General features: G+C 69.4%; 14 protein-coding genes and 2 pseudogenes. 4 read left to right on the top strand and 12 right to left on the bottom strand.

The window, feature by feature from the left end; genetic code table 11:
* Positions 1 to 145: 145 nt before the first annotated feature.
* Both VM636_RS20715 and VM636_RS20710 read right to left on the bottom strand, forming a co-directional pair.
* Positions 146 to 784, bottom strand: coding sequence for a hypothetical protein (locus VM636_RS20715; protein ID WP_338485306.1), 639 nt, complete (start codon positions 782 to 784; stop codon positions 146 to 148).
* Positions 756 to 1,229 (bottom strand): hypothetical protein, encoded by a 474-nt coding sequence (locus VM636_RS20710; protein ID WP_338485304.1) that lies wholly within the window; start codon positions 1,227 to 1,229, stop codon positions 756 to 758. The genes VM636_RS20715 and VM636_RS20710 overlap by 29 nt, the downstream gene beginning before the upstream one ends.
* 388 nt (positions 1,230 to 1,617) lie before the next feature.
* Here VM636_RS20710 and VM636_RS20705 point away from each other — a divergent pair, with 388 nt between their 5' ends.
* From VM636_RS20705 to VM636_RS20695, 3 genes are all read left to right on the top strand, one after another.
* Positions 1,618 to 2,103 carry a hypothetical protein gene (locus VM636_RS20705; RefSeq protein WP_338485302.1) on the top strand — a complete coding sequence of 162 codons (486 nt, stop codon included), beginning with the start codon at positions 1,618 to 1,620 and terminating at the stop codon, positions 2,101 to 2,103.
* A 129-nt stretch (positions 2,104 to 2,232) separates the two neighbouring features.
* Positions 2,233 to 2,688: a hypothetical protein gene (locus VM636_RS20700; protein WP_338485300.1), complete on the top strand. Its 456-nt coding sequence runs from the start codon at positions 2,233 to 2,235 to the stop codon at positions 2,686 to 2,688.
* Positions 2,689 to 2,758: 70 nt separating this feature from the next.
* Positions 2,759 to 3,592, top strand: a complete 834-nt coding sequence (locus VM636_RS20695) for a transposase family protein (RefSeq protein WP_338485298.1) — start codon at positions 2,759 to 2,761, stop codon at positions 3,590 to 3,592.
* 9 nt (positions 3,593 to 3,601) lie between these two features.
* Here VM636_RS20695 and VM636_RS20690 read toward each other — a convergent pair whose 3' ends face one another.
* Positions 3,602 to 4,165, bottom strand: coding sequence for a hypothetical protein (locus tag VM636_RS20690; protein ID WP_338485296.1), 564 nt, complete (start codon positions 4,163 to 4,165; stop codon positions 3,602 to 3,604).
* A gap of 271 nt (positions 4,166 to 4,436) precedes the next feature.
* Here VM636_RS20690 and VM636_RS20685 point away from each other — a divergent pair.
* Positions 4,437 to 4,793 (top strand): annotated as a pseudogene (locus VM636_RS20685) (hypothetical protein); the annotation flags it as partial.
* Positions 4,794 to 5,939: 1,146 nt separating this feature from the next.
* Here VM636_RS20685 and VM636_RS20680 read toward each other — a convergent pair.
* The 9 genes and pseudogenes from VM636_RS20680 to leuS form a co-directional block, all read right to left on the bottom strand.
* Positions 5,940 to 6,398, bottom strand: a complete 459-nt coding sequence (locus tag VM636_RS20680; RefSeq protein WP_338485294.1) for a hypothetical protein — start codon at positions 6,396 to 6,398, stop codon at positions 5,940 to 5,942.
* Complete coding sequence (locus VM636_RS20675) at positions 6,395 to 8,506, bottom strand: integrase (protein ID WP_338485292.1); 2,112 nt, start codon at positions 8,504 to 8,506, stop codon at positions 6,395 to 6,397. Before VM636_RS20675 ends, VM636_RS20680 begins: the two co-directional genes overlap by 4 nt.
* Complete coding sequence (locus tag VM636_RS20670; protein ID WP_338485290.1) at positions 8,503 to 10,434, bottom strand: hypothetical protein; 1,932 nt, start codon at positions 10,432 to 10,434, stop codon at positions 8,503 to 8,505. Before VM636_RS20670 ends, VM636_RS20675 begins: the two co-directional genes overlap by 4 nt.
* Entirely contained in the window at positions 10,418 to 11,878 is a 1,461-nt protein-coding gene (locus VM636_RS20665; RefSeq protein ID WP_338485288.1) for a hypothetical protein, read from the bottom strand. The genes VM636_RS20670 and VM636_RS20665 overlap by 17 nt, the downstream gene beginning before the upstream one ends.
* A gap of 148 nt (positions 11,879 to 12,026) precedes the next feature.
* Positions 12,027 to 14,009 (bottom strand): annotated as a pseudogene (locus VM636_RS20660) (ComEC/Rec2 family competence protein); the annotation flags it as partial.
* A 335-nt stretch (positions 14,010 to 14,344) separates the two neighbouring features.
* Positions 14,345 to 15,169 carry a ComEA family DNA-binding protein gene (locus tag VM636_RS20655; protein ID WP_234340353.1) on the bottom strand — a complete coding sequence of 275 codons (825 nt, stop codon included), beginning with the start codon at positions 15,167 to 15,169 and terminating at the stop codon, positions 14,345 to 14,347.
* Positions 15,170 to 16,005: 836 nt separating this feature from the next.
* On the bottom strand, positions 16,006 to 16,851 hold the full coding sequence (locus VM636_RS20650; RefSeq protein WP_030418304.1) for a DegV family protein: 846 nt from the start codon (positions 16,849 to 16,851) through the stop codon (positions 16,006 to 16,008).
* Between the two features lie 71 nt (positions 16,852 to 16,922).
* Positions 16,923 to 17,684, bottom strand: coding sequence for a hypothetical protein (locus VM636_RS20645; protein ID WP_053912489.1), 762 nt, complete (start codon positions 17,682 to 17,684; stop codon positions 16,923 to 16,925).
* A 239-nt stretch (positions 17,685 to 17,923) separates the two neighbouring features.
* Positions 17,924 to 20,812, bottom strand: a complete 2,889-nt coding sequence (gene leuS, locus VM636_RS20640; RefSeq protein WP_053912488.1) for a leucine--tRNA ligase — start codon at positions 20,810 to 20,812, stop codon at positions 17,924 to 17,926.
* Positions 20,813 to 21,323: the final 511 nt, after the last annotated feature.

The following is a 21,323-nucleotide window of genomic DNA, read 5'->3' as shown; positions in this document are numbered from 1 at the left end:
CTGTCTCTTTGAAGTGGCGGCGAGCTGGTGTCACCGGCACGGGGGTGAAGCAGCTCGTGGGTGCACCACGAGAACGACCAGCACGCGGAAGCGCGACTCTGCGGCAGCGCCGAGTCTCGAGTCTCGTCCGCCCAGTTACTGTCGATCAGCCGTGTGTCGACCTATCGAAGTTTCGGTTGAGGCCGGGGCATCCCGCGAGGCACTTATCGCAGCTGAGCCTCACTCCCGGCCGAAAATTCGGCCCAAGAGCAGCACGCAGCTCAGTAGATGTGCCGAGCGACAGGCTGCCGAAGCGCGCATCCCGGAATCTCGGGTTAGCTACGAGGGCCACTGCCAGGATCTGGGCCTTCGTGATGATGACGAGGCACTCACGGCCTTCGTACGACTCACCGGGGATGTGATCGCATTCGTCAGGATCAAGTCCGCAAATCGAGCACTCCGACTCGTCCACGCGTGTCTCCACGCTAAACCCGACCCGAAGATGCCCAAGATCGACTGGACACTCCCGGTAGTAGACGCCGTCGCGGTAGGCCATGGTGCAAGCCTTCGGATAGGCCCGCCTCAGCAATCCGCCTACCTCGTCCAGCAGCTCATGAGCTCGGTCGAAGAGGGCAAGGTCGTGCTCTTCGGAACGGTCCATTACCTGCCGCAGCTCCCCCCTCAGCCGCCGCAGGATCTCTAGCGCAGCTGGATCGGGGTGGCGTGCAGCTTTGGCCTGCTCAAGGTCGACCTGGCACTGCTGGAAGACTTCGTTCTCATCCCTCGGGGAGCTGACGGCGCTCATCCTCAGAACCCCACCTCTCGATCCTGGTGATCGCTTCGAGGACCGAGTCGGCCGGGCCGTCCAGCACCAGCTTGGTGGTCAGGTCACCCTGCCGGGTTACCTCCACGTGCAGAACGGGGGACGGAACAGTCACCTCTTCGCCGGACGAATCGCCCCTCCTGAGGATCTTCATCGTCGCGTAGGAGGAGACCAAGCCAGTCAGCGTTGCGATCAGGGTCTCTTTCCCGACGTCCCTGGCGAACTCGATGATCGGCAACCAGAACTCGGCGGCGTCGTGGGTCAGGTAAGTGCGATCAGGCTTCTCGTCCTCGAACTCGACGGTCAAGCCGGCGGCTCGGATGAGCTTCGCCACCCTGATCGCTTCGTACGGGTAGTTCCCGGGGACATCCGAGCGGGACACGCTCGGCAGTCCGGCAACTCCGCGCCTGATCAGCACGTCAGCCAAGGTCAACCCCCTCAGTTTTCCTCTCAGTTGCCATGATCCCACAACTGCGTGATCTCGGCTGTGTCGCCGGGGTCGCGAAAAGCAGGTTGCACACGAACGTCCCGAGCGTCGTCGCCGACAAGCGCCTGCGGGACTACGGACGGGTTGATCAGCCCATAATTGGAGTCAGTGGGCCTCCGCCAACCTGAAGCCGCAGGTCAAAGGGCTGGTGTGACCGGCTCTCGCGGTGCTCACGCTACTCGTGGGCGGGAGTCCATGGAGAAGATCGTCTGACAGAGGTCGGGGTTGTCTCCGAAACGGAGGTCAGTCCGGGGCGGCGCTCTGGCCTGTGCATCTGGGCTGGAAGGCACAGTCCGTCCTGCTGGCCAGCGCATGACATCCTGGCCCAGTGCTCCTGAACGATCTCGCCAGCAGTGTCGATCTCCGCCCAGTGCGCTATCAGTTCGCCACGGTCCGGGGCGACTCGTACGACGACAACTGGCTGGTCATTGACGGCACGGTGATGACTCCTGAGGGAAGCTGGTCCTTCGCCGATCCATGTTTGCTCACCGATGAGGCCCACCAGGTGTCCGCGTGGCTGCGCGCGGTGGCCGCGGGGACGGTGGCCGTGTCCGAACCTGATGCCGAAGGTGAGCTCTCGCCGGACACGTGGTTCATCGAGCCGGTCGTGGCTTTCAGCCTCGCCGATCAAAGCGAGGGCGGGACCGCGGTGATTCGCGTTCATCTGTCCTTGGAGGCGGCACCCCCGTGGCACCAGGGTGACAACGGGGCTGACATCTACCAGTACGTCGTGGAGGTCAGGATGGACGCCGCGGCGCTGCTCCACGCGGCTGACCAGTGGGACCTCTCTCTGGCTTCCTTCCCGCCCCGCTGATCACCGTTCAGGTGCGACAACCCGACTCACGGTTTCGCAAGATTCATCTCAACCGGGGCAGCCACCTGACACTCCCAGTACGACCGATTCCTACTCGCAGCGGCCGGGCGGTCTTCTACGATCCCGTACATGCTGGATCCCGAGCTGCTGGAACGGATCACCGCGCGCCGTGCGGAACTGGACGAACTCGAGGAACAGCTGGCCAAGCAGCTGGCGGAGGTGCGGGCGGAGCGGGACGAACTCGCCGTCGCCGAACGTGTTTTTGAGCGGGTGAGTGAGCAGCTCGCCGAGGAGCGTGCCTCGGCCGCGCCGGCGCCCGGGCAGGTGGGCGGCCGGGCGGTGATGCTGATCCCGCACCGCGAGCCGGGCGTGGAGGAGACCATGCTTCCGCCGGCCTACCGGCGCATCCTCACTGCTGTGCGGCAGGCCGCCGGGCCGGTCATGACTCGGCAGGTCGGCGAGGTGCTGGGGGTGGACGTCAGCGTGCGGAGCAAGCTGGAGCCGCTGCGCGGGAAGCTGGTCAGACTGACCGACCGCGGCTGGCTGCGGAAACTTCCCGACGGCCGGTTCACCACCCGTCTGTGACCTGACCCCGCCGTCCGCGGCGGTGCGGCTCGGGCGTAACCGGCATGCCCCCGGCGGCCGTTGGAATTGTGTGACGAAAACCAACGAACGCGCCGAGGACACCTGCCCGCTTGTCTACCAGTGCCGTCTGCCGCTGTCCACGCGCACCGTCAACCACCTCGCCGATCTGCTGCGGCGCCGTCTGAAGGCGATACGGTCCCGGTGGCGGATCCTGCCGCCCGGCCGGATCGCGGTGATCGTCCTGGCCGTGCTGCGTCACGACCAGCGCCTGGCCGACATGGCCGGCGGCAACAACGTGTCCGAGTCCACCGTCCGCCGCTGGCGCGACGAACTGATCGGACTGCTCGCCGCCCAGGCACCACGCCTGGACCGCGCCCTGAAGAAGATCGCCAAGCGGGGCGGGGAGGTCGTCCTGATCGACGGCACCCTCATCCGCACCCAGCGCCGCACCGGAAAGGCCGACCGGCGGAACTATTCCGGCAAGCACCGCAGCCATGGCCTGCACTTCCTCGCCCTGACTGACGAGAAGGGGCGCCTGATCTGGATATCCGCCGCCCGGCCCGGCCGCACCCACGACAACACCGCGGCCCGCCACGACCACATCCTGGCCCACCTGCGCGCGGCCGGCCTCGGGGCGCTGGCCGACCTCGGCTTCCGTGGCCTGGACAACGACATCCTCGATCCCGTCATCGTCACCGGCTACACCGCCGGCCGCACCCACAAGCTCACCCCGGGCGAGAAGGAAGCCAACCGCGTCCTCGCGATCGGACGGGCACCGGTCGAGCACGGCTTCGCCCACCTCAAGAACTGGCGAATCCTCACCAAGCTCCGTACCGATCCCGCCCGCGCCACCCGACTCCTGCGCGCTTTGCTCGTCCTGACGAACCTCGAAGTCAACCGCTGAGCTTGTGATTCAACGCCTGCTTTGAGGACCGGCCAGCTGGGTGGGGAGATGTACCGACGCGTCGTCACTCACAGAGGTCACCCCGAGGTCACGGCGCATCACGGTCCTCATGGCCCGCAGCAGGTCCCAGACCTCCGCCTGGGCCCGGAACGCAGCGGCCATCGTCTCCTCAGGGCCGGGCGCTTCTCGCTCCAGGCGTTTGACCTGGCCGTATACGCTGGTCAGGGCTTTGTTGACCTCACTCGCAGATACGAGCACGTCGTCAGGGGCGATCATCTGCGCTTGGGAGTACGTGTCGCGGTGGGCTCTTTTTGCCTCATCGAGTGCTGCCCGGTCGGTCTCCTCGGCCCTACGTTCCTGCATGACATGCAGGAACTGGCTGAGCGCCGTGGTGAACTGACGTGCGTCCCGATTGAGCTCCACATAGCAGGTGCGTCGGAGCAGGAGGTTGTCGCGGACCTCTTCATGGTCCCGAACCAGCTCTATCTCCCGACGTTTTGCCCGTTCAGAGACACGTTGAGTAAGCAACGATCCCCCCAGCGTTCCGGCCACACCTGCCACCGCGATGATCACAGAGCCGAGATCCACAGCACCCCTCGAAGCCGCTTACAGTCCACTGATCAAGTTCGGTACCAGACGTTAAGCGGCAAGCTGACGGATGATCTACCCCGCAGACTCCCGCCCATGACCGGCGCGAGTACCCCAGGAGGCCGCCACACCAGCCCTTTGACCTGCGACGTCAAGTTGGCGGGGGCTCAGTGCCGAGCGACCCGGCGCATCGCACCCACCCCGGGTGCACTCACCGCGATCGGAGAGCATCGTGAACAACAGCGCGTTGTGGCGAGTGGTTGACAACGAGAGTGGTACCCAGTCCATCGTCAGCACGCCCTCCGAGGCGGTCGCGTTCGTCAACAGCCGGTTCGACACCGATGACGACGACGAGCCGTTCAGCATCACCAAGGTCGGCCCTCTCCTTCCGAAGCCGCTCGAGGTCATCACCGCATGGGCGGCCAAGAAGGACGGCGAGCGAACCGACGGGCGTACTGCGCCGATCATAATCAGGCCGGTTGTGACGGATAACGCCATCGAGTGCAATGATGTCGTGCTCTGGGGCGACGTGTATGTCTCGTGGGACCACGACATGTACACCATCGAGGGGCCGGACGGCTCCGAGTACAGCGAGGCTGACAGCGCAGCCGAGTAATCTGGGCCTGCCCCCGAAAGTAGACCCGAAGCATGCCGTCACGGTAGTCGTTAAGCCAATCCAAGTCAGAGGCGAGAGAAGGAACCACCGAAAGCTTGGTAGCGACCCGGTCTGCTATCTCATTTCCCTCGCCGAAGCTCCACAGCGTCTCATCCGGATCAGGGACATCGAGATGAAGTTCCGTCTCCACTTGCCCGACGAGGCGAGCGCGCTCGGAAGCGAATTCTTCATCAGTAATGACCAAAACCTTGAATTCATCAGCCAACCACTTGGGGCGCGGCACGATGGCTGACACGTCCTTCTTCTTTTTCTGCGCATGCTCGACGAGCGATCGACTGTCGAACTCAGGAGTCATAAGGACCCAAGTGTGCAAACGCACATCACCGAGGAGGCGACAAGTGCCCTCAACATCGCCACAAAGACGCCTAAGATCTTTTGTGATCTTGCGCTTCTGGGAGGTCGTCTGAGACTCCAGAGTGAAGGCGTCTTCCGGGACATAGCACTGGTAGCCGACTCCGTCGTAACGAAATGCTTCCAGGCCGCCGTCACCGCCACCACGGGCGGGAATGAACTGAATGTTCGAGTCGTAGCGCATCGACAGGAGGCGTCGGCAGTAGGCCTCCCATTCGCCCCCGCTCCACTGCTCTCTGATCACTTGGGCACTCTAACGGCGCATCGGTGGACGAATCCATGGGTTGACCACAGTCGATGCCGGCTCGTGAGCTCTGAGTCATCACAGTAATCGAACACAGGAGCCATTCGAAAGGCTGTGTTAACTCTGCCCTGTGCGGATGACCTGGCAGTGGCTCGCCTCAACGTTGCGGACATGTCTGGGACGTTTACTCGCAGGTCACCCGTGTTCGTGGCGATACTCAACCGGAGAACTCCAGGAGCACGGCCAGCCGCTGGGCCAGGCCCTCGAGGGTGGGGACGTAGTCGTCGACCGGGCGCTGCTGGAACGTGGCAGGCACGGCGCAGGCGCCGGGCCAACCTGGCCGTTCACGCGGACGGTTGCGACCAACTCGCCGCTATCGTCAGGTTCAGGAGATGCTGAGTCAGGGTGCGGTGCTGGCGTGTCCATGGAGGGACGGTAGTACCCGCCGGCCCCGGCGCCGCCAGCGGGTAGTTGCGGGTCAGTGGCAGTCAGTGGGAATCGTCATCGGCGGGGTCTCGTGGGCGGTGCAGGGGGATCACTCTGCCGCCGGAGGCGGCGACCTCCTGCCGTAGCAGCGTGTTGTCGTGGTGGAGTGCGGCAATTGCGGTGGCGGCGGCATCCAGGCGGCGCTGGAGTGTGGTGCACTGCCGGGTCTTCTCGGCGAGCTTGCGCTTGAGCTCGCGGATCTCCTCGTCCCGGCGGGCTTCTCCGGGGGTGGTACTGCCGTGCTGGACGAGGTAAGCGTCCCACTCGGCGAGGACGGTGTGGGCGCGGTTCATGGTGGCCCGGCTCACCCCTGCCTCCCGCCACAGATTTTGCTTGGTCAGCCGGCCGTCGGTTCGCTGGGGTTTGCCCGCGAACAGGCGTTGCATCGCGGCGCGCAGTGCTTTGGCGGTCTCTTCGGTGACGCCGTCAGCTGTCAGGGTCCGATTGGCGGGGCCAGTCACGTGTTCTCCTCCTTGACCTGGGCGAGGACGGCGTCAGCGCGCTCGACCTCGCGGTGGATGACGGCCTTGCGGGCTGCGGGCAGGCGGCGGGTTTCGAGCAACTTGAGCTGTGTGCGCTTGTGCGAGTCGTAGATGGGGACGTGCTCGATGCCGATCATGCTGTTGTGGCAGCGGTCGGGGCGGCAGCGCCAGTCCAGCGGGCCAGTGTGTCCCTTGGGGATGACAGTGTTCTCACGGCAGACGGCCCCCTGCGGGTTCGCCTCGTCGAAGAGGCAGTTGTTGAGCATGCCGAAGCGGATGGTGATCCGGGCCTTGCGTAGCAGGTCGTCCTCGACTCGGGCGTCGCCGTCTTTGGCTTTGACGGTGGAGATGATGTCGTCGAACGTCTCCTTGACCCGTTCCGCGCCGGCGCCGTAGCCGATCGGTTTGCCGTCCTTGTACTGGTCGTAGAGGTCCTTGAAGCGGCGGAATCGGGTGGCTTCCAGGGCGGTTTCCAGCAGTTCGGCCCACTGGGTGTCGGCGGCCGCATACGACTGGGTGGTGCGGTTGGCCAAGGCTCGTGCGGCGACGTGTTTGAGCTGGATCCCCAGGGCGATCTCGGAGCCGGGGAACTGGTCGGTGAGCATGGCCATGGTGTGGCGGAACATGTGCGGGCGGACCCGGCCTTTGGGGATCTCGTCCAGTCCCGACCAGGCCCGGCCGGAGTTCACCTCGTTGATGAACGCGTCGATCATCTGGTCGCCGTGGACGGCCTCGGTGCTCTCGGGCCTCTTCATCGGGGAGAAGACGCGTTCGTCGTGGACCGAGACGATCTCGGCCAGTGTGATCGCCTCGGCAGCGGGTTCGATGATCCACCAGTGTTTGCCCGGCCGGCCTGCTCGTCCCTTGTCCAGGTGCGACTTGATCGCCGGAGCGTTGTAGTGCTGGACGACGGAACCGCGCCTGATCTCGTGGATCTCGCTGTCGCGCATCATGGACAGTGCCGCGACCAGGCAGAATGCGGCGTCCCTGAGCCTGACCAGCATGCGTGTCAATGCTCTGGGATCAAGGCCGGGATGCCAGGGGCCGACGCTGCCGTCCGCCCGGGTCACCTCGACCAGATCGTGGATCAGGCCGGAGGTCGTGGGGTGCCCGGCGGCGAGGGCAGCCCAGACCTTCTCACGTCGGCGCATCCCGGACGGCAGCGCTGCGGTGAACAGGCCGGATCCCTTGGAGGAGCTGAACCCCATGAACAGGGCCAGCAGGTTCCAGTTGACGCCCTCGTGCTTCTTGCCGAGGGAGGACCCGGAGTGGGCCGGATCGTGCAGCGGGATCCGGTTGCCGGGGTCCGCGAGCCAGGCGTCGAGCACCTCGTCCGCCTCGCTGCGCCGATCGGTGCTGGTCCTCGCGATCGCGCGAAGCTGCTGGTAGCGGGTCATAGCACGCAGGACGTCGGGGGCGAAGGTGTGCACATAGATCCAGGCCGCCCTGACCAGCGGAAACCATACCTCTGGTGCGATGGTGGGGGTGGACAGGTCGTGTGTCACCTCGTACTTGGCAGCCTTGCGTGCACTCATGCCGTGCCAGGGGTCCACAGCTGGGCCGCCCAGGGCCAGGGCGGGGCCGATCTCGTGGAGGAACTTCGCGACGACGATGTAGTTCATCAACGTGCCGGGCTTGCGGCCCTTCTGCCGCAGCCACTTGATGAACCGGCGCAAATCCGTATGCCGCCATGTCCCCATCCGGGCTGGCAGTCCCTGCTTCTCCGCCCAGCCGGCCAGGGTGCGCAGGGCGGATACCCGGCGGATGGCGGTCTGCACGTCGAAGGGCTCGGGGGCGAGATGGACACCGGCGTCGATCAACGCCTCGTGCCGCGGATTCGCCATGATCATGAAGGTTTCCCGGGCCGTGAGATTCCACTCGGGATCGTTCAGCCCGTTGCTGAACGTGGCCCGCCAGCCGCACTCGGGGACGTTGGCGTTGCGGCGGACCACGCCGTTGAAGTCCCAGATGCCCACCTGCCCGAACAGCGGCGAGTCGGCGTCGCCAAGCAGGGAGTGGCTCTGGATGACCGGCTCGCCGTCCTTGAAGATCGAGACGGGCAGCGGTCGGACTGCAGGTGTGTTCATGCGTCGAACTCCACGTGTGCGGCCAGCGGAAGGGACAAGGTGATGCCGCCCTCGGCGATGTGCTTGCGGGCCAGCGCGATCTCCTGCTCGGTGCGGTCCTCCAGTACCGCCTGCAGATTGACGTAGGACTGTCCCCACAGTGCGGTGAAATGCTGCGGGGCCAGCCGCTGCCGGATGCGCTCCACGTGGTCGCTGAACAACAGGAGCTGAGGAAGCTGACTGGGCAGCACCCAGGCATTGCGGCATTCCAGGCAGCGCAGCGGGGCGACCGCGCACAGCTCTCCGGCGGGGCTGAACGGCGATTCATAAGGGTTCGTGCAGTGGGTGACGCCCATGTCCAGTTCGCCCTCGACCAGGTCGTCGGCCTCCTTCTTGCTCAGGCCGAGGGCCTGTAGCTGCGTGCTCTCCTCGGCGGCCTGTGCGGCCTCTTGGGACAGCACGGTCGGCCCCTCGAGCGCCATGCTGAACCAGTGGTCCTGGGCGGAGTTGATCACCTCGGCGGAGATCACGCGCAGGGTCGTCCCCTGCGCGTAGTGGCCTTTGAACGTCTCCTCGTAGTGGTCGTCGGCGGCCTCGTGGATGTGGCCGCGGGAGGCGACGACCTTCTCCACCTTGCCGGACTTACGCAGGCGCCTGATGTCGGTCTTGCCCTCGACGGTGACCCCGTGGACCTCCAGCCACCTGCTGAAACGGGCCAGTGGGGCCTCGGGGTTCCATTCGCAGAATTTCAGCTCACGGTCCACGTCCACCGCCGCCCGTACGAACAGATTTCCCTCCGGGTCGGCGGCCCGCTGCCGTGCGCGTTCGGTCACGGCCATCAGGCGCTTGACGATCGCGCCGGGCTCGCGGCGGGGCCGGTCGGTGAATTCCTTGGTCTCGATCACGTCCGCCATCTCGATCGAGGTGTCCTTGAAGGCGCGGTAGTAGCGGCGCTTCGCGCGCTTGCGTACCAGCGTCATCCGCACTCCTCGCGGCGTGAATTCGACGCCGTCCTCGGTGAGTTTGCTGACCTCCTCGGGCGGATGCGCGGTGGCGTCGATCAGCAGCACCCGGAAGGCGTGCAGGTCGAAGGTGCTCGGCCACAGCTGAGCGACCAGATGCCGGGTCAGCTCGATGCGGGCCGTGGTCACCGGCATACTGCCGTCCGGCCGGCGGATGCACGCGCGCAGTTCCTCGGTCCACCCCCGAGTCGGCCCCACGGCGTCACTGATCTGCGCTGGTGTGACCGCCTCGTGAGCGAGTCCCCACAGCAGATCCGGGATGGACATCCACGATCCGTCGCCCGGGTGGCGGCCCTGTGCGGCCAGACGCCAGCCCGTCTCCAGGCGCTTCTCCAGCGCGATCACAGCTGCCCAGGCGGCACGGACCATGGCCTGCTTCTCCGCGCGGGAGAACTCATCGAGTTCTTCGTTCTCGCCGATCGGGACGCCGCTGCCGGCCTTGGCCAGCGCGGCCATACGCTCGGTGACCGGCCGCTCCGGGTGTTCCACCCGTCTGCGGATCAGAACCCGTACGGCGCCGGACAGGATGGCGGGCCGGTTGGAGTTGGGGGCGAACCCTGACGGCAGTTTCCTCTCCCAGGTAGCCATGGCGCGTGCCAGGTCGGGTTGATCTCTGCCCAGGGAGGCCCGGGCGGCGTCCTCGCCCAGCTGAGCATCCACCGACGTGCACAGATTGTCGATCGCCTGCTGATAGGACTGCACCGTCCCGGCCGCCAGCCCGGCCGCCTCCACGTACTCGACCCACTCATCGGCCAGCTCCGCTGCCAACTGCGAGCAGGTGTACACACTCGGCAGGACGCGGCTGGTCAGGTTGCGCCTCGTCGCACTCGCCGTACGGATCACGCGCTCCCCGACCCTGCCCACCACCGGATCCGGCACCTCGGGGACGTCCGGGAAGTCCCTGGTGAACTCACCCCTGCGCGGCATCGGCCACCCCCCGCTTCTCCAGACGGAAAGCGTGCGAGGCGATCTGCGCGTACGTCGCCTCGCTGCCCAGCTCGCCGACCCAGCCGCGGAAGGCATCGTCGAACTCATTGAGCAGATCGTCGGTGTACTCGAGGTACTCGTAGGTGGTAGCCGGGCTGGAATGCCCGAGCCTGCGCATGACGATCAACAGCGGGTTCAGCCGCATATGACTGGACAGGTAGGAGCGGTGCCGGCGGCGGCGCGCGGCCGCATCCGGCTCCTCGCCGTCCATCTGCCGCTCCAGGTAGTTGAGCATCTGCAGGGCGTAGGTGTGGCGGAGATCGTGCCAGCGCCACCTTTTGCGCGGCAACACGGTGTGCTCATCGGCGAGTGCGGTCATGCGGCGCCAGGCTGCGTGCCGGTAGCGCTTCCACGAATCGGCCCCGGGCATCAGTCCGCCCTGGCAGATGAACACCGCCAGCGCCTCCAGGCCAACGTCCGTCTCGTGCACCGCGATCCGCCGCAGCTCCGGGTCCATCGCGGACATCTCGAGCACCTTCTCGATCCCGTCCAGCACTCCGTAGACCAGGCCCGACTCGTGGTCGATGCGAGAGACGACGAACAGATCGCGATGCCGCTTTTCCAGGCGTTTCGCCGATGTGGCAGCCTGCTCGGGCCGCTCCAGCAGCAGGTAGGGCTCCAGTCCCTTCATCGAGTCGTCCGGAACGTAGATGGTGCGGGCCTTGCCGTACTTCGCGCAGGCCTGAACGGTGAACTCCACGTCCCTGACCGGGTGCCCCACCCCGATGCCCAGCTCGGGCAGCAGGACCGTCGCCCACTCCTGCCACCGCATCCCCGTGCCCAGCGCCAGGTCGGCCGCCCCGCGGTTGCGGTGCGGCGACCAGCCCCGAAACGACAGATCCACACGTGAGTCCGGAAGCTGGCCGCCCAGACCCACGTCGCGGAAGTACCGGTACTGCGACAGGGTGAGGTGACGGATGTTCATCCTCTGCCTCAGCTTGGGCGCGAGCGGATTCCGCCCTTTCGAACCAACCCGCACCGGCCTCTGCTTTACCAGCCCGACGTCGTCCTTCAGGTAGCCATAGAACCGGTCAAGGAGCTGCGACTCCTTACCCCACGCCGCATCCTGAATCGGCCGCCTCTGAAGCACCGTACGAACCCGCTTGTAGGCCCTGACGTCGGACTCAGTGGCCGAGAGCACATCCCGCCCTCGGTGTTCCTGATGCTCGGAGTACCGGAAGAGGATCCGCCCGTACTCCTTCATCGTGCCCTTGCCCAGCTCGTCGTTGGACAGGCTCCGACCCCACGAGCAGTGCGGCTCGACGGGCATCATCGTTTCGTCATCGAGGTAGATCGGCATCCCGTCCGCAAGCGCCCGATCATCCAGAAGCACGACGACTTCCTCACCGGAGATCACTTCACTCTCCAAGTAGCGCAGCGCCAACTTTGAGTCTAAAAAGAAGAGTTGCATCATTTGCTCTCTCTGAGACAACAGTCAGCAGAGAGATAGCAGGGCTTGCTGTAGCCACACCACTCCGACACCAACAGAGAACGGTGCGTCATGAGACAAATCTGAACTGCCCCAAGAAGTCGTGCGTCAGCAGCAGCAACGGGACACTGGTGATCCCGAGCGAGCGCAGACACCGGTCGACCAGCACCGGATCCGGCCCGGCGTCCACCACCACCCCGGCCCCCGGACCCGCCGCCAGCACCAGCGCGTCCCCCTGTCCCACGTCGCACATCACCATCCGCCAGCCCGGCGGCGGCCATCCCGTGAACACCCGCGTCAGCGGCACCGGCTGCACCACCGCCACCACCAGCAGCACCGCACAGGCACCGCACCACCACGGATGCGCGAGCAACCGCCGGCCGGCCAGCAGCAGCCCCACCGTCAGCAGCGCGAGCAGCGCCGCCCCCGTCCACGAGCCCGGCCAGTCCACCCCCGCGCCCGGCAACCCGGCCCCGGTACGGGCGATCACCGCGATCCACCCGGCCGGCCACCCCGCGCACCACGCCAGCGCCTCGGCCACCGGCATCGCCACGGGCGCCGCCGCCAGCGCCGCGAATCCCAGCACCGTGGCCGGCGCGACCGCGAACTCCACCAGCAGATTGCACGGCACCGCGACCAGACTCACCCGGGACGACAGCACCGCCACGACCGGCGCGCACACGGCCTGCGCGGCCCCCGCCGCGGCCAACGCCTCCGCGAGCCGGGGCGGCACCCCGCGCCGGAGCAGTGCCCCGCTCCACCGGGGCGCGAGCGTCAGCAGGGCGCCGGTGGCCAGCACCGAGAGCAGGAAGCCGTAACTCCGCGCCAGCCACGGGTCGTAGAGCACCAGCAGGAGCACCGCCGCGGCCAGGGCCGGCAGCAGCGATCTACGGCGTCCGGTGGCCAGCGCGAGCAACGCGATCGCCCCGCAGGCAGCCGCCCGCAACACGCTCGGGTCGGGGCGGCACACGATCACGAAGGCCAGCGCCAGCCCGCCACCGAACAGGGCCGTCGTCCGCAGCGAGAGGCCGAGCCGCGGGGCCAGGCCCCGGCGTTCGCTCAGCTGCGCCAGCCCCGGCGGCCCCAGCAGCAACGCGATCATGATCGTGAGGTTGGCGCCGGACACGGCCAGGGTGTGCGTGAGATCCGTCGCCCTGAACGCCTCGTCCAGCTCCGGCGTCAGCCGGGAGATGTCCCCGACGACCAGGCCCGGCAACAACGCCCGCGCGTCCGCCGGCAGCCCGTCGGTGGCCTCCCGCAGCCCCGCGCGCAGCCTGCCGGCCAGCCGCTGCGGAGCCGACGGCCCCCGCACCACCTCCGGTGTCCCCTGGCCTCGGACCCGCAGCACGGCGGCGACCCGGTCCCCGCTCTCCCGCGCGGGCGCCGACCGCGCGGTGACACGCAGCCTTGTACTGGGCAGCAGCCCCAGCCACGGCGAGGTGTCCGGCCCCCCGCCCGCCACCCGCGCGTCACCGCCGCCACCCGGCGGGCCCCGGGACGTCTGGCCGGCCAGGTCCACGAGCAGCAACACCGGCGTCCGCGTCGACGTGCGCCGCCCGGCCTCCGCCACCCGGCGCACGTCGGCCCGGATCACGGCCGTCGGCGCGGCCGCGTGGTTGCCCCGTACCCGGGGCCGGCTCACTTGTGGGTCGGCGGTGACCTCCACCTCGGCGGTCACCGTGGCGTACCGCGCCGCCAGGTCCGGCACCGGGCCGCGCCGCAGATCCGCCCCGTGCAGCGCCGCCGAGGCGGTGGACGCGGCCACGCAGAGCAGTACGGCGGCCACCGACACCCGCAGTGCCGTACGCCGGGCCTCTCCGGCGGGACGCCGTCGGCGGACCTGTCCGATACGGCGGGTGGCCCCCGGCAACAGCAGGGCTCCGCCCGCCGCGAGGCACCCGACCGCCACGAGGGCGGCCCGCCCCGGCGGGGCGTGCAGCATCAGCGCCGCCGTCGCCCAGGCCGCCAGCGCGGGCGCCACCAACCGCAGGTCCGTGGGGCCCCCGTGGAGACGGCGCGTGGCGCCGGGCCGGAGCCCGGGAAGCCGGCGCGACGCGTGCGGCTCCGGGGCCGGGGCCGGGTTCAAAGTCGGGTTCGGGTTTGGGTCCGGGTCCGGGTCCGGGTCCGGGTCCGCGAAGGATGCCGGGGTGGCGGGGAGGGGAAGGGGAGGAAGGGTGGGGTCCCTGACCGGCGGGGCCGCGCCGTGGCCTGCCGGGACGTGGCCGGGTGACGTGGAGGGTGCGGGGAGCGCCCTGGTGCCGAGGCGGGCCACCGTCATCGGGCCGGAGGCGGTGGCCGGCTCCGGGTGCGGGGTGGCGAGGGTGTCCGGGACCACGGCAGCCGTGTCCGGTGGGCCTCCGGTCCCCTGGGCGAACCGAAATTCCGGCCCGCTGCGGGTGCGCCCGTGGCCGTGGCGGGCGGTCATGGCCGCACGAGGTCACGAAGGTCGGCGAAGCGGCGTTCACCGATGCCGTTGACCTCGCGTAACTCGTCCACCGAGCGGAAACCGCCGTGCCGTGTGCGGTAGTCGATGATGTGCCGGGCCAGTACGGGACCGACGCCCGGCAGGGTGTCGAGCTGCTCGGCGGTCGCCGTGTTCAGGGAGATCAGGCCGGCGGGCGCCCCCGTTCCCGGCACACTGCCGTCCGGACCGGGGGCGGGGGCGGGGGCGCCGACGACGATCTGCTCGCCGTCCACGAGGAACCGGGCCCGGTTGAGCGCGTCGGTGTCCGTACCGGGTCGCACTCCACCGGCCGCGCGCAGGGCGTCCGCGACGCGCGAGCCGGGCGGCAGCTTGTGGACACCGGGACGGCGCACCTTGCCGCCCACGTCGACCACGATCTCGGCCCCGGCCGCCGGTACCTCGGCCCGGGGCGCGCCGGCCTGCTCGCCCCGGTTCGCCGTGCCGCCCCCCTCGCCCGGCTCGCTCCGCCCGTCCGGGCCGAACGCCCCCGCCTCCCGGACCACTTCGGGCGCCGCCACGGACTCCGTACGCCCGGACCTGAAGTGGTACACCGCGAACGCCGTCGCCACCGCGAGGACCACGGTGAGCGCGACCACCCCGCGCCGCTCCAGCCCGCACCTGTTCTGCAACCACAGCGGCATCCGCTCCCGCAGCGCCGAACCGGCCCTGCCCCGCCAAGCAGCCATCCCCACCGAGGCGGCTCCCGCCGGCGCCTCCTGCCTCAGGGCCCGCGCCGTCCCGTCGACCGCGTCGGAACCGCTGGTCACCGGACCGCCGGTCAGCCGGTGAGCGCCGGGCGGGACGGCACCGCCGGTCGTCCCGGCAGCAGCGGCCGAGGGACCACCGGGGCGAGCGGCGCCCGGACCGGGGAAGGGGATCGTGCGGGCACGGACGCCGGAGCCCGCCGGCCGAGCGCCGCCACCCGGCTCCGTACCGCCGCCCGTGTACGGAACTGTGGCCGGCACGCGCCCCACGGGACCACGACCCGTACGCGAAGCCGCAGCTCCGGGGCGAGCGTGCCGTCCGCCGCCAGCGGGCACGGGAGGGCCGATGGAGGGACCCGCAGGCCGCCCCGCGGCGAAGGGGGCCGCCGTCCGCCTGCTCCACAGTCCGCCCGCGATACCGGCGCCGTACACCGCCCGGCCGGCGGCGCGCCCGGCCGCCGCGCGCCACGCAGGGGCCGGTGCCGCGGCTGTTCCCGCGGTCGGCGCGGTGGCAGCCACCGTCGGCGAGACCGTGCCGGACTGCCGTAGGGGACCGGTGCGTTGGGCGAGGAGCGCCTCGGCGCGGCGGCGGGATTCCCCGGCCGGGGCCCGGAGCGGCCCGGACCGGCTGCGCCCGGGGGGCCTGCGGTGCCGTCGGGCCCGTCCGTCGGAGCCCGGGGCCCGGCCCGGTCCGCTGCTCGCGGTGACGGTGCGAAAGCGTGAGCGAAGAGTCATGCGGCGAGGATGGGGCATTTCCCCACCCCCGCGATGATCATGGTGGATTCCCGTGGACGGCTGCCCGGTTGTGGATATCTCCGTCACTCACACGAGGGGCCGGGGCGTCGGTGCCTGGACACTGGCACCGTCGGCACCTGTGGCACCGGCGGCACCGGCGGCATCATGGGCACCGCCAGTCACCGGGGTGACACCACGGCACCCAGCAGCCCGGGGCCCGTGTGCGCGCCGATCACCGCGCCGACCTCGCTCACGTGCAGGTCGGCCAGCCCCGGCACGCGTTCGCGGAGCCGTTCGGCGAGGGCGGAGGCCCGCTCGGGGGCGGCCAGATGGTGGACGGCGATGTCGACGGGCGCGCTGCCCGCCCGGTCGGCGACGATCTCCTCCAGGCGGGCGATGGCCTTGGAGGCGGTGCGTACCTTCTCCAGCGGTTCGATCCGGCCGTCGTTGAGCTGGAGCAGCGGCTTCACCGCGAGGGCCGAGCCGAGCAACGCCTGGGCCGCGCCGATCCGGCCGCCGCGGCGCAGGTAGTCGAGGGTGTCGACGTAGAAGTAGGCGGAGGTGTCCGAGGCGCGTTTCTCGGCGGCGGCGACGGCCTCGTCGACGGTGCCGCCGGTCTCGGCGGTCTCCGCGGCGGCGAGGGCGCAGAAGCCGAGGGCCATGGCGATCATGCCGGTGTCGACGACACGTACCGGGACGGGGGCCTCTCGGGCGGCGACGACGGCGGCGTCGTGCGTGCCGGACAACTCGGACGACAGGTGGAGGGAGACGATGCTCTGGGCTCCGGCGGCCGCCAGGTCGCGGTAGGTCTCGGCGAAGAGGGCGGGGCTGGGGCGGGAGGTGGTGACGGCCTGCCGCTTCTGGAGCGCCTGGGCGAGGGAGCGGGTGGAGATCTCGGTGCCCTCGCGCAGGGCCTGGTCGCCGAGGACCACGGTCAGGGGGACCGCGGTGATGCCGTGCCGTTCCATCGTCCGGTCCGGTAGGTAGGCCGTTGAATCCGTGACGATCGCGACATGGCGGGACATGAGCTGGAGGTTACCTGGCGTAGTGCCCGTGCGGCAGCCCGGCCCAGGGACCGGCGGCGACGGCCCGCCGGTCAGGTCGTGTTCTCCGGGCGGGCCTTCTTCTGCCACGGATACGCGGGGCGTACGCCGGGCGGGGTGATGGCGGGCGGCGTGCGCGGGTCGGCGGCCGACGCCGGGCGCCGCGCCCCGTGGTGTCCGCCGGCGGGGGCGCCGGGCCGGGAGCCGGACTGCGGGTCCGGCCGCGCGGCCGACGAGGGTCGCGTCGTCGTGGTGGGGTCGCCGGTGTCGACGGGGTCCCAGTGGCGCAGGGCGCCGGCCTCGACGTCGATCTCGGCGCTGAGTGTGTCCAGGTCGTCGTCGACCACGTGGTGGGCGCGGTCGTGCGCGGCCCAGCGCAGCGCCTCGGCCGAGCGGGTGATGCGTTCGGTGCGGGCGCGGAGCGCGGGCAGCAGCTCGGCGATCCTGGTCCGGTCCGGTTCGGCCTCCAGCCGTCTCAGCTCGGCGTCGAGTGCGAAGCCGTGGGCGCTGAGCCGTTCGAAGAGCGCGAGGGATTCCTTGAGGGACTGGTCCTCGGCCACGCGCGCGTGGAGCGTGTCCTGCGTGGCGCGCATGGAGGTGCGCAGGGAGAGGCGCAGTTCGGCCAGTTCGCCGACCGGTCCGGGCTGGACGACGGACTTGGCGCGCAAGGTGTGGTCCTCGACGGTGCGGCGGGCCTGAGAGATGCCGCGGTCCACGCTGCGCTTGGCGGCGCCGACCACCTTGACCGTGGCGTAGACGCCGACCGCGACGGCGAGCAGGAAGAGCAGGGCGAAGACGGTGATCACTGCTTCCACGAAGCTCCTCCTCCGGACGTCGGACGGGCGGTTCGGACGTCGGGCCGCCGACAGGGTCCACGTCGACGGGCCGCGCTGTCCGGGCACCGCCCTTCAACGGTAAACGCTGCGGGCGGGCGCACGGTTCCTGCGGGACCCGGAACAAGCCCGCATTCGCCCCCGGTCCTGTCGCCCTCTTCCCCTAGGGGACGCGCGAGAGGGACACCCGGGGCCGGGTGTCCCTCCGTGCGGCCGGTGGGTCAGGCGGGGACGATGTTCACCAGCTTCGGTGCGCGGACGACGACCTTGCGGATGCCGGCGCCGCCGAGGGCCGCGACGACCTTGTCGTCGGCCAGGGCCGCCTTCTCCAGTTCCTCGTCGGAGATGGCCGGGTCGACCTCCAGGCGGGCCCGGACCTTGCCCTTGATCTGGACGACGCAGGTGACGGTCTCGTCGACGACGTAGGCGGGGTCGGCTACGGGGAAGTCCCGGTGGACGACCGAGTCGGTGTGCCCGAGCCTGCGCCACAGTTCCTCGGCGACGTGCGGGGCGAGCGGGGCGGTCAGCAGCACCAGCGGCTCGGCGACCGCGCGCGGCACGCCGCCGCCGCTCTTGGTCAGGTGGTTGTTCAGCTCGGTGACCTTGGCGATGGCGGTGTTGAACCGCATGGCCTCCAGGTCCTGGCGGACCCCGTCGATGGCCTTGTGCAGGGCGCGCAGGGTCTCGTCGTCGGGCGCGGCGTCGGTGACGGTCACCTCGCCGGTGTCCTCGTCGACGATGTTGCGCCACAGCCGCTGGAGCAGCCGGAACTGGCCCACCACCGCGCGCGTGTCCCACGGCCGGGAGACGTCCAGGGGGCCCATCGCCATCTCGTACAGGCGCAGCGTGTCGGCGCCGTACTCGGCGCAGATCTCGTCCGGCGTGACGGCGTTCTTCAGGGACTTGCCCATCTTGCCGAGCAGCCGGGAGACCTTTTCGCCCTGGTGGTAGTAGACGCCGTCGCGTTCCTCGACCTCGGCGGCGGGTACGGCGATGCCGCGGCCGTCGCGGTAGACGTACGCCTGGATCATTCCCTGGTTGAACAGCTTGTGGAACGGCTCGGCCGAGGAGACGTGTCCCAGGTCGAAGAGGACCTTGGACCAGAAACGGGCGTACAGCAGGTGGAGCACGGCGTGCTCGGCGCCGCCGACGTACAGGTCGACGCCGCCGTGGGGCAGGCCCTCGCGGGGGCCCATCCAGTATCGCTCGATCTCCGGGTCGACGAGTTGCCGGTCGTTGTGCGGGTCCAGGTAGCGCATTTCGTACCAGCACGAGCCGGCCCAGTTGGGCATGGTGTTGGTCTCGCGGCGGTAGCGGCGCGGGCCGCGGCCGTCACCGAGGTCGAGGGTGACGTGGACCCAGTCGTCGTTGCGGGAGAGGGGGGTCTCCGGGCGGGTGTCGGCGTCGTCGGGGTCGAAGGTGCGCGGGGAGTAGTCCTCGACCTCGGGCAGTTCCAGGGGGAGCATCGACTCGGGCAGGGCGTGGGCGATGCCGTCCTCGTCGTAGACGATCGGGAAGGGCTCGCCCCAGTAGCGCTGGCGGCTGAACAGCCAGTCGCGCAGGCGGAAGTTGACCGTGCCCTCGCCGACACCGCGGCGTTCCAGCCATTCGGTGATGCGGGTCTTGGCCTCGGCGACGTCCAGGCCGTCCAGGCTGACCTCGTCGTTGGCGGAGTTGATGATCCTGGCGTCGTGGGAGGCGAAGGCCTCCTCCCAGGTGGCGGTGTCGGTGCCGCGCCCGTCGGTCGGCTCGACGATGCAGTGGACGGGCAGGTCGAAGGCGCGGGCGAACTCGAAGTCGCGCTGGTCACCGGCGGGCACGGCCATGATCGCGCCGGTGCCGTAGCCCATCAGCACGTAGTCGGCGATGAAGACCGGGACCTGCCGGCCGTTGACCGGGTTGGTGGCGTGGGCGCCGATGAAGACGCCCGTCTTGTCCTTGGCCTCGGCCTGGCGCTCGACGTCGGACTTGGAGGCGGCCTGCGCGCGGTAGGCGGCGACAGCCTCGGCCGGCGTGGCGTGGCCACCCGTCCAGGCCGGGCGGGTGCCCTCGGGCCAGGTGTCCGCGGTGAACTTCTCCACCAGGGGGTGCTCCGGGGCGAGCACCATGTAGGTGGCGCCGAAGAGGGTGTCGGGGCGCGTGGTGAAGACGGTGATGCGTTCGCCGTCGATGGGGAAGTCGACGCGGGCGCCTTCGGAGCGGCCGATCCAGTTGCGCTGCTGGAGCTTGATGGCCTCGGGCCAGTCCAGCGCGTCCAGGTCCTCCAGCAGCCGGTCGGCGTAGGCGGTGATGCGCATGTTCCACTGGCGCAGCTTGGACTTGAAGACGGGGAAGTTGCCGCGTTCGGAGCGTCCTTCGGCGGTGACTTCCTCGTTGGCCAGGACGGTGCCCAGTCCGGGGCACCAGTTGACGGGCGCGTCGGAGGCGTAGGCCAGGCGGTATTCACCGAGCACGTCGGCGCGTTCGGCTTCGCTCAGCTCGCTCCACGCGCGCGTGTGGCCCGGTACGTCCCGGTCGCCGGAGGCGAACTGTTCGACCAGTTCGGCGATGGGGCGGGCCTTGCCGGCCTGGTCGTCGTACCAGGAGTTGAAGATCTGCAGGAAGATCCACTGGGTCCACTTGTAGTAGGCGGGGTCGATCGTGGCGAACGACCGGCGCCTGTCGTGGCCCAGGCCCAGGCGGCGGAGCTGGACCTGCATGTTCTTGATGTTGGCCTCGGTGGACACGCGCGGGTGCGTGCCGGTCTGCACGGCGTACTGCTCGGCGGGCAGGCCGAAGGCGTCGAAGCCGAGGGTGTGCAGGACGTTGTGGCCGGTCATGCGCTGGAAGCGGGCGTAGACGTCGGTGGCGATGTAGCCGAGGGGGTGTCCGACGTGCAGTCCCGCACCGGACGGGTACGGGAACATGTCCATGATGAACTTCTTGGGCCGGGCGACCAGCTCGGGGTCGCCCGCCAGGTCACCCGAGGGGTTCGGCGCGTCGTACGTGCCCTCGGCGTCCCAGAAGTCCTGCCAGCGTGCCTCGATCTCGGCGGCCAGGGCGGCCGTGTAGCGGTGCGGCGCGGCATCCGCCGTCACGGGGGCGGTCGCCGCGGGGTTCGTCTCGCTCATGATCCTCAAAGCTCCATCGATCGTCTTCGCCAGCGGCTGCGACATCCGGAAAACGAAAAATCCCCTCGCACAGGAGGGGACGCCGCGCCGATTCCGCCACCGGACTGCGACCGGCGGTCGGGACTGATCAGCGCGGCTCGCTAAGCAGAAGGCGTACGGCACGCATGGCGTCAGGGTACCGCAGCCGTCGAGACCGCTGCGACGCGCTTCCGGGCCCGCCAAACCTGAACCTTGGTCAAAGTTTACTTCGCGTAACGACCACTATGGGACATCACAACGACCAGATGGTTCTTTCATAACAACGCAATAACTCGAATCCGGTACCCATGGGTATGGCGCCACTTAGAGTGCGGCTGCGGGACCGCCTTCCCGAACCGCTCGGAGTTGCCCCCATGAACCCTCCCCTGATCCACCCGCGCAGTCACTCTGCGTTCTCACCTCCTGCCGTTCCCCCGGCCACGCCACGCCCGGACGCGACATCCGGCGCCCCCACGGCCGCCCCGGCACGCCG

Source organism: Streptomyces sp. SCSIO 75703, assembly GCF_036607905.1.
Taxonomy (GTDB): domain Bacteria; phylum Actinomycetota; class Actinomycetes; order Streptomycetales; family Streptomycetaceae; genus Streptomyces.
This window is presented reverse-complemented; position numbering and strand designations above follow the sequence as displayed.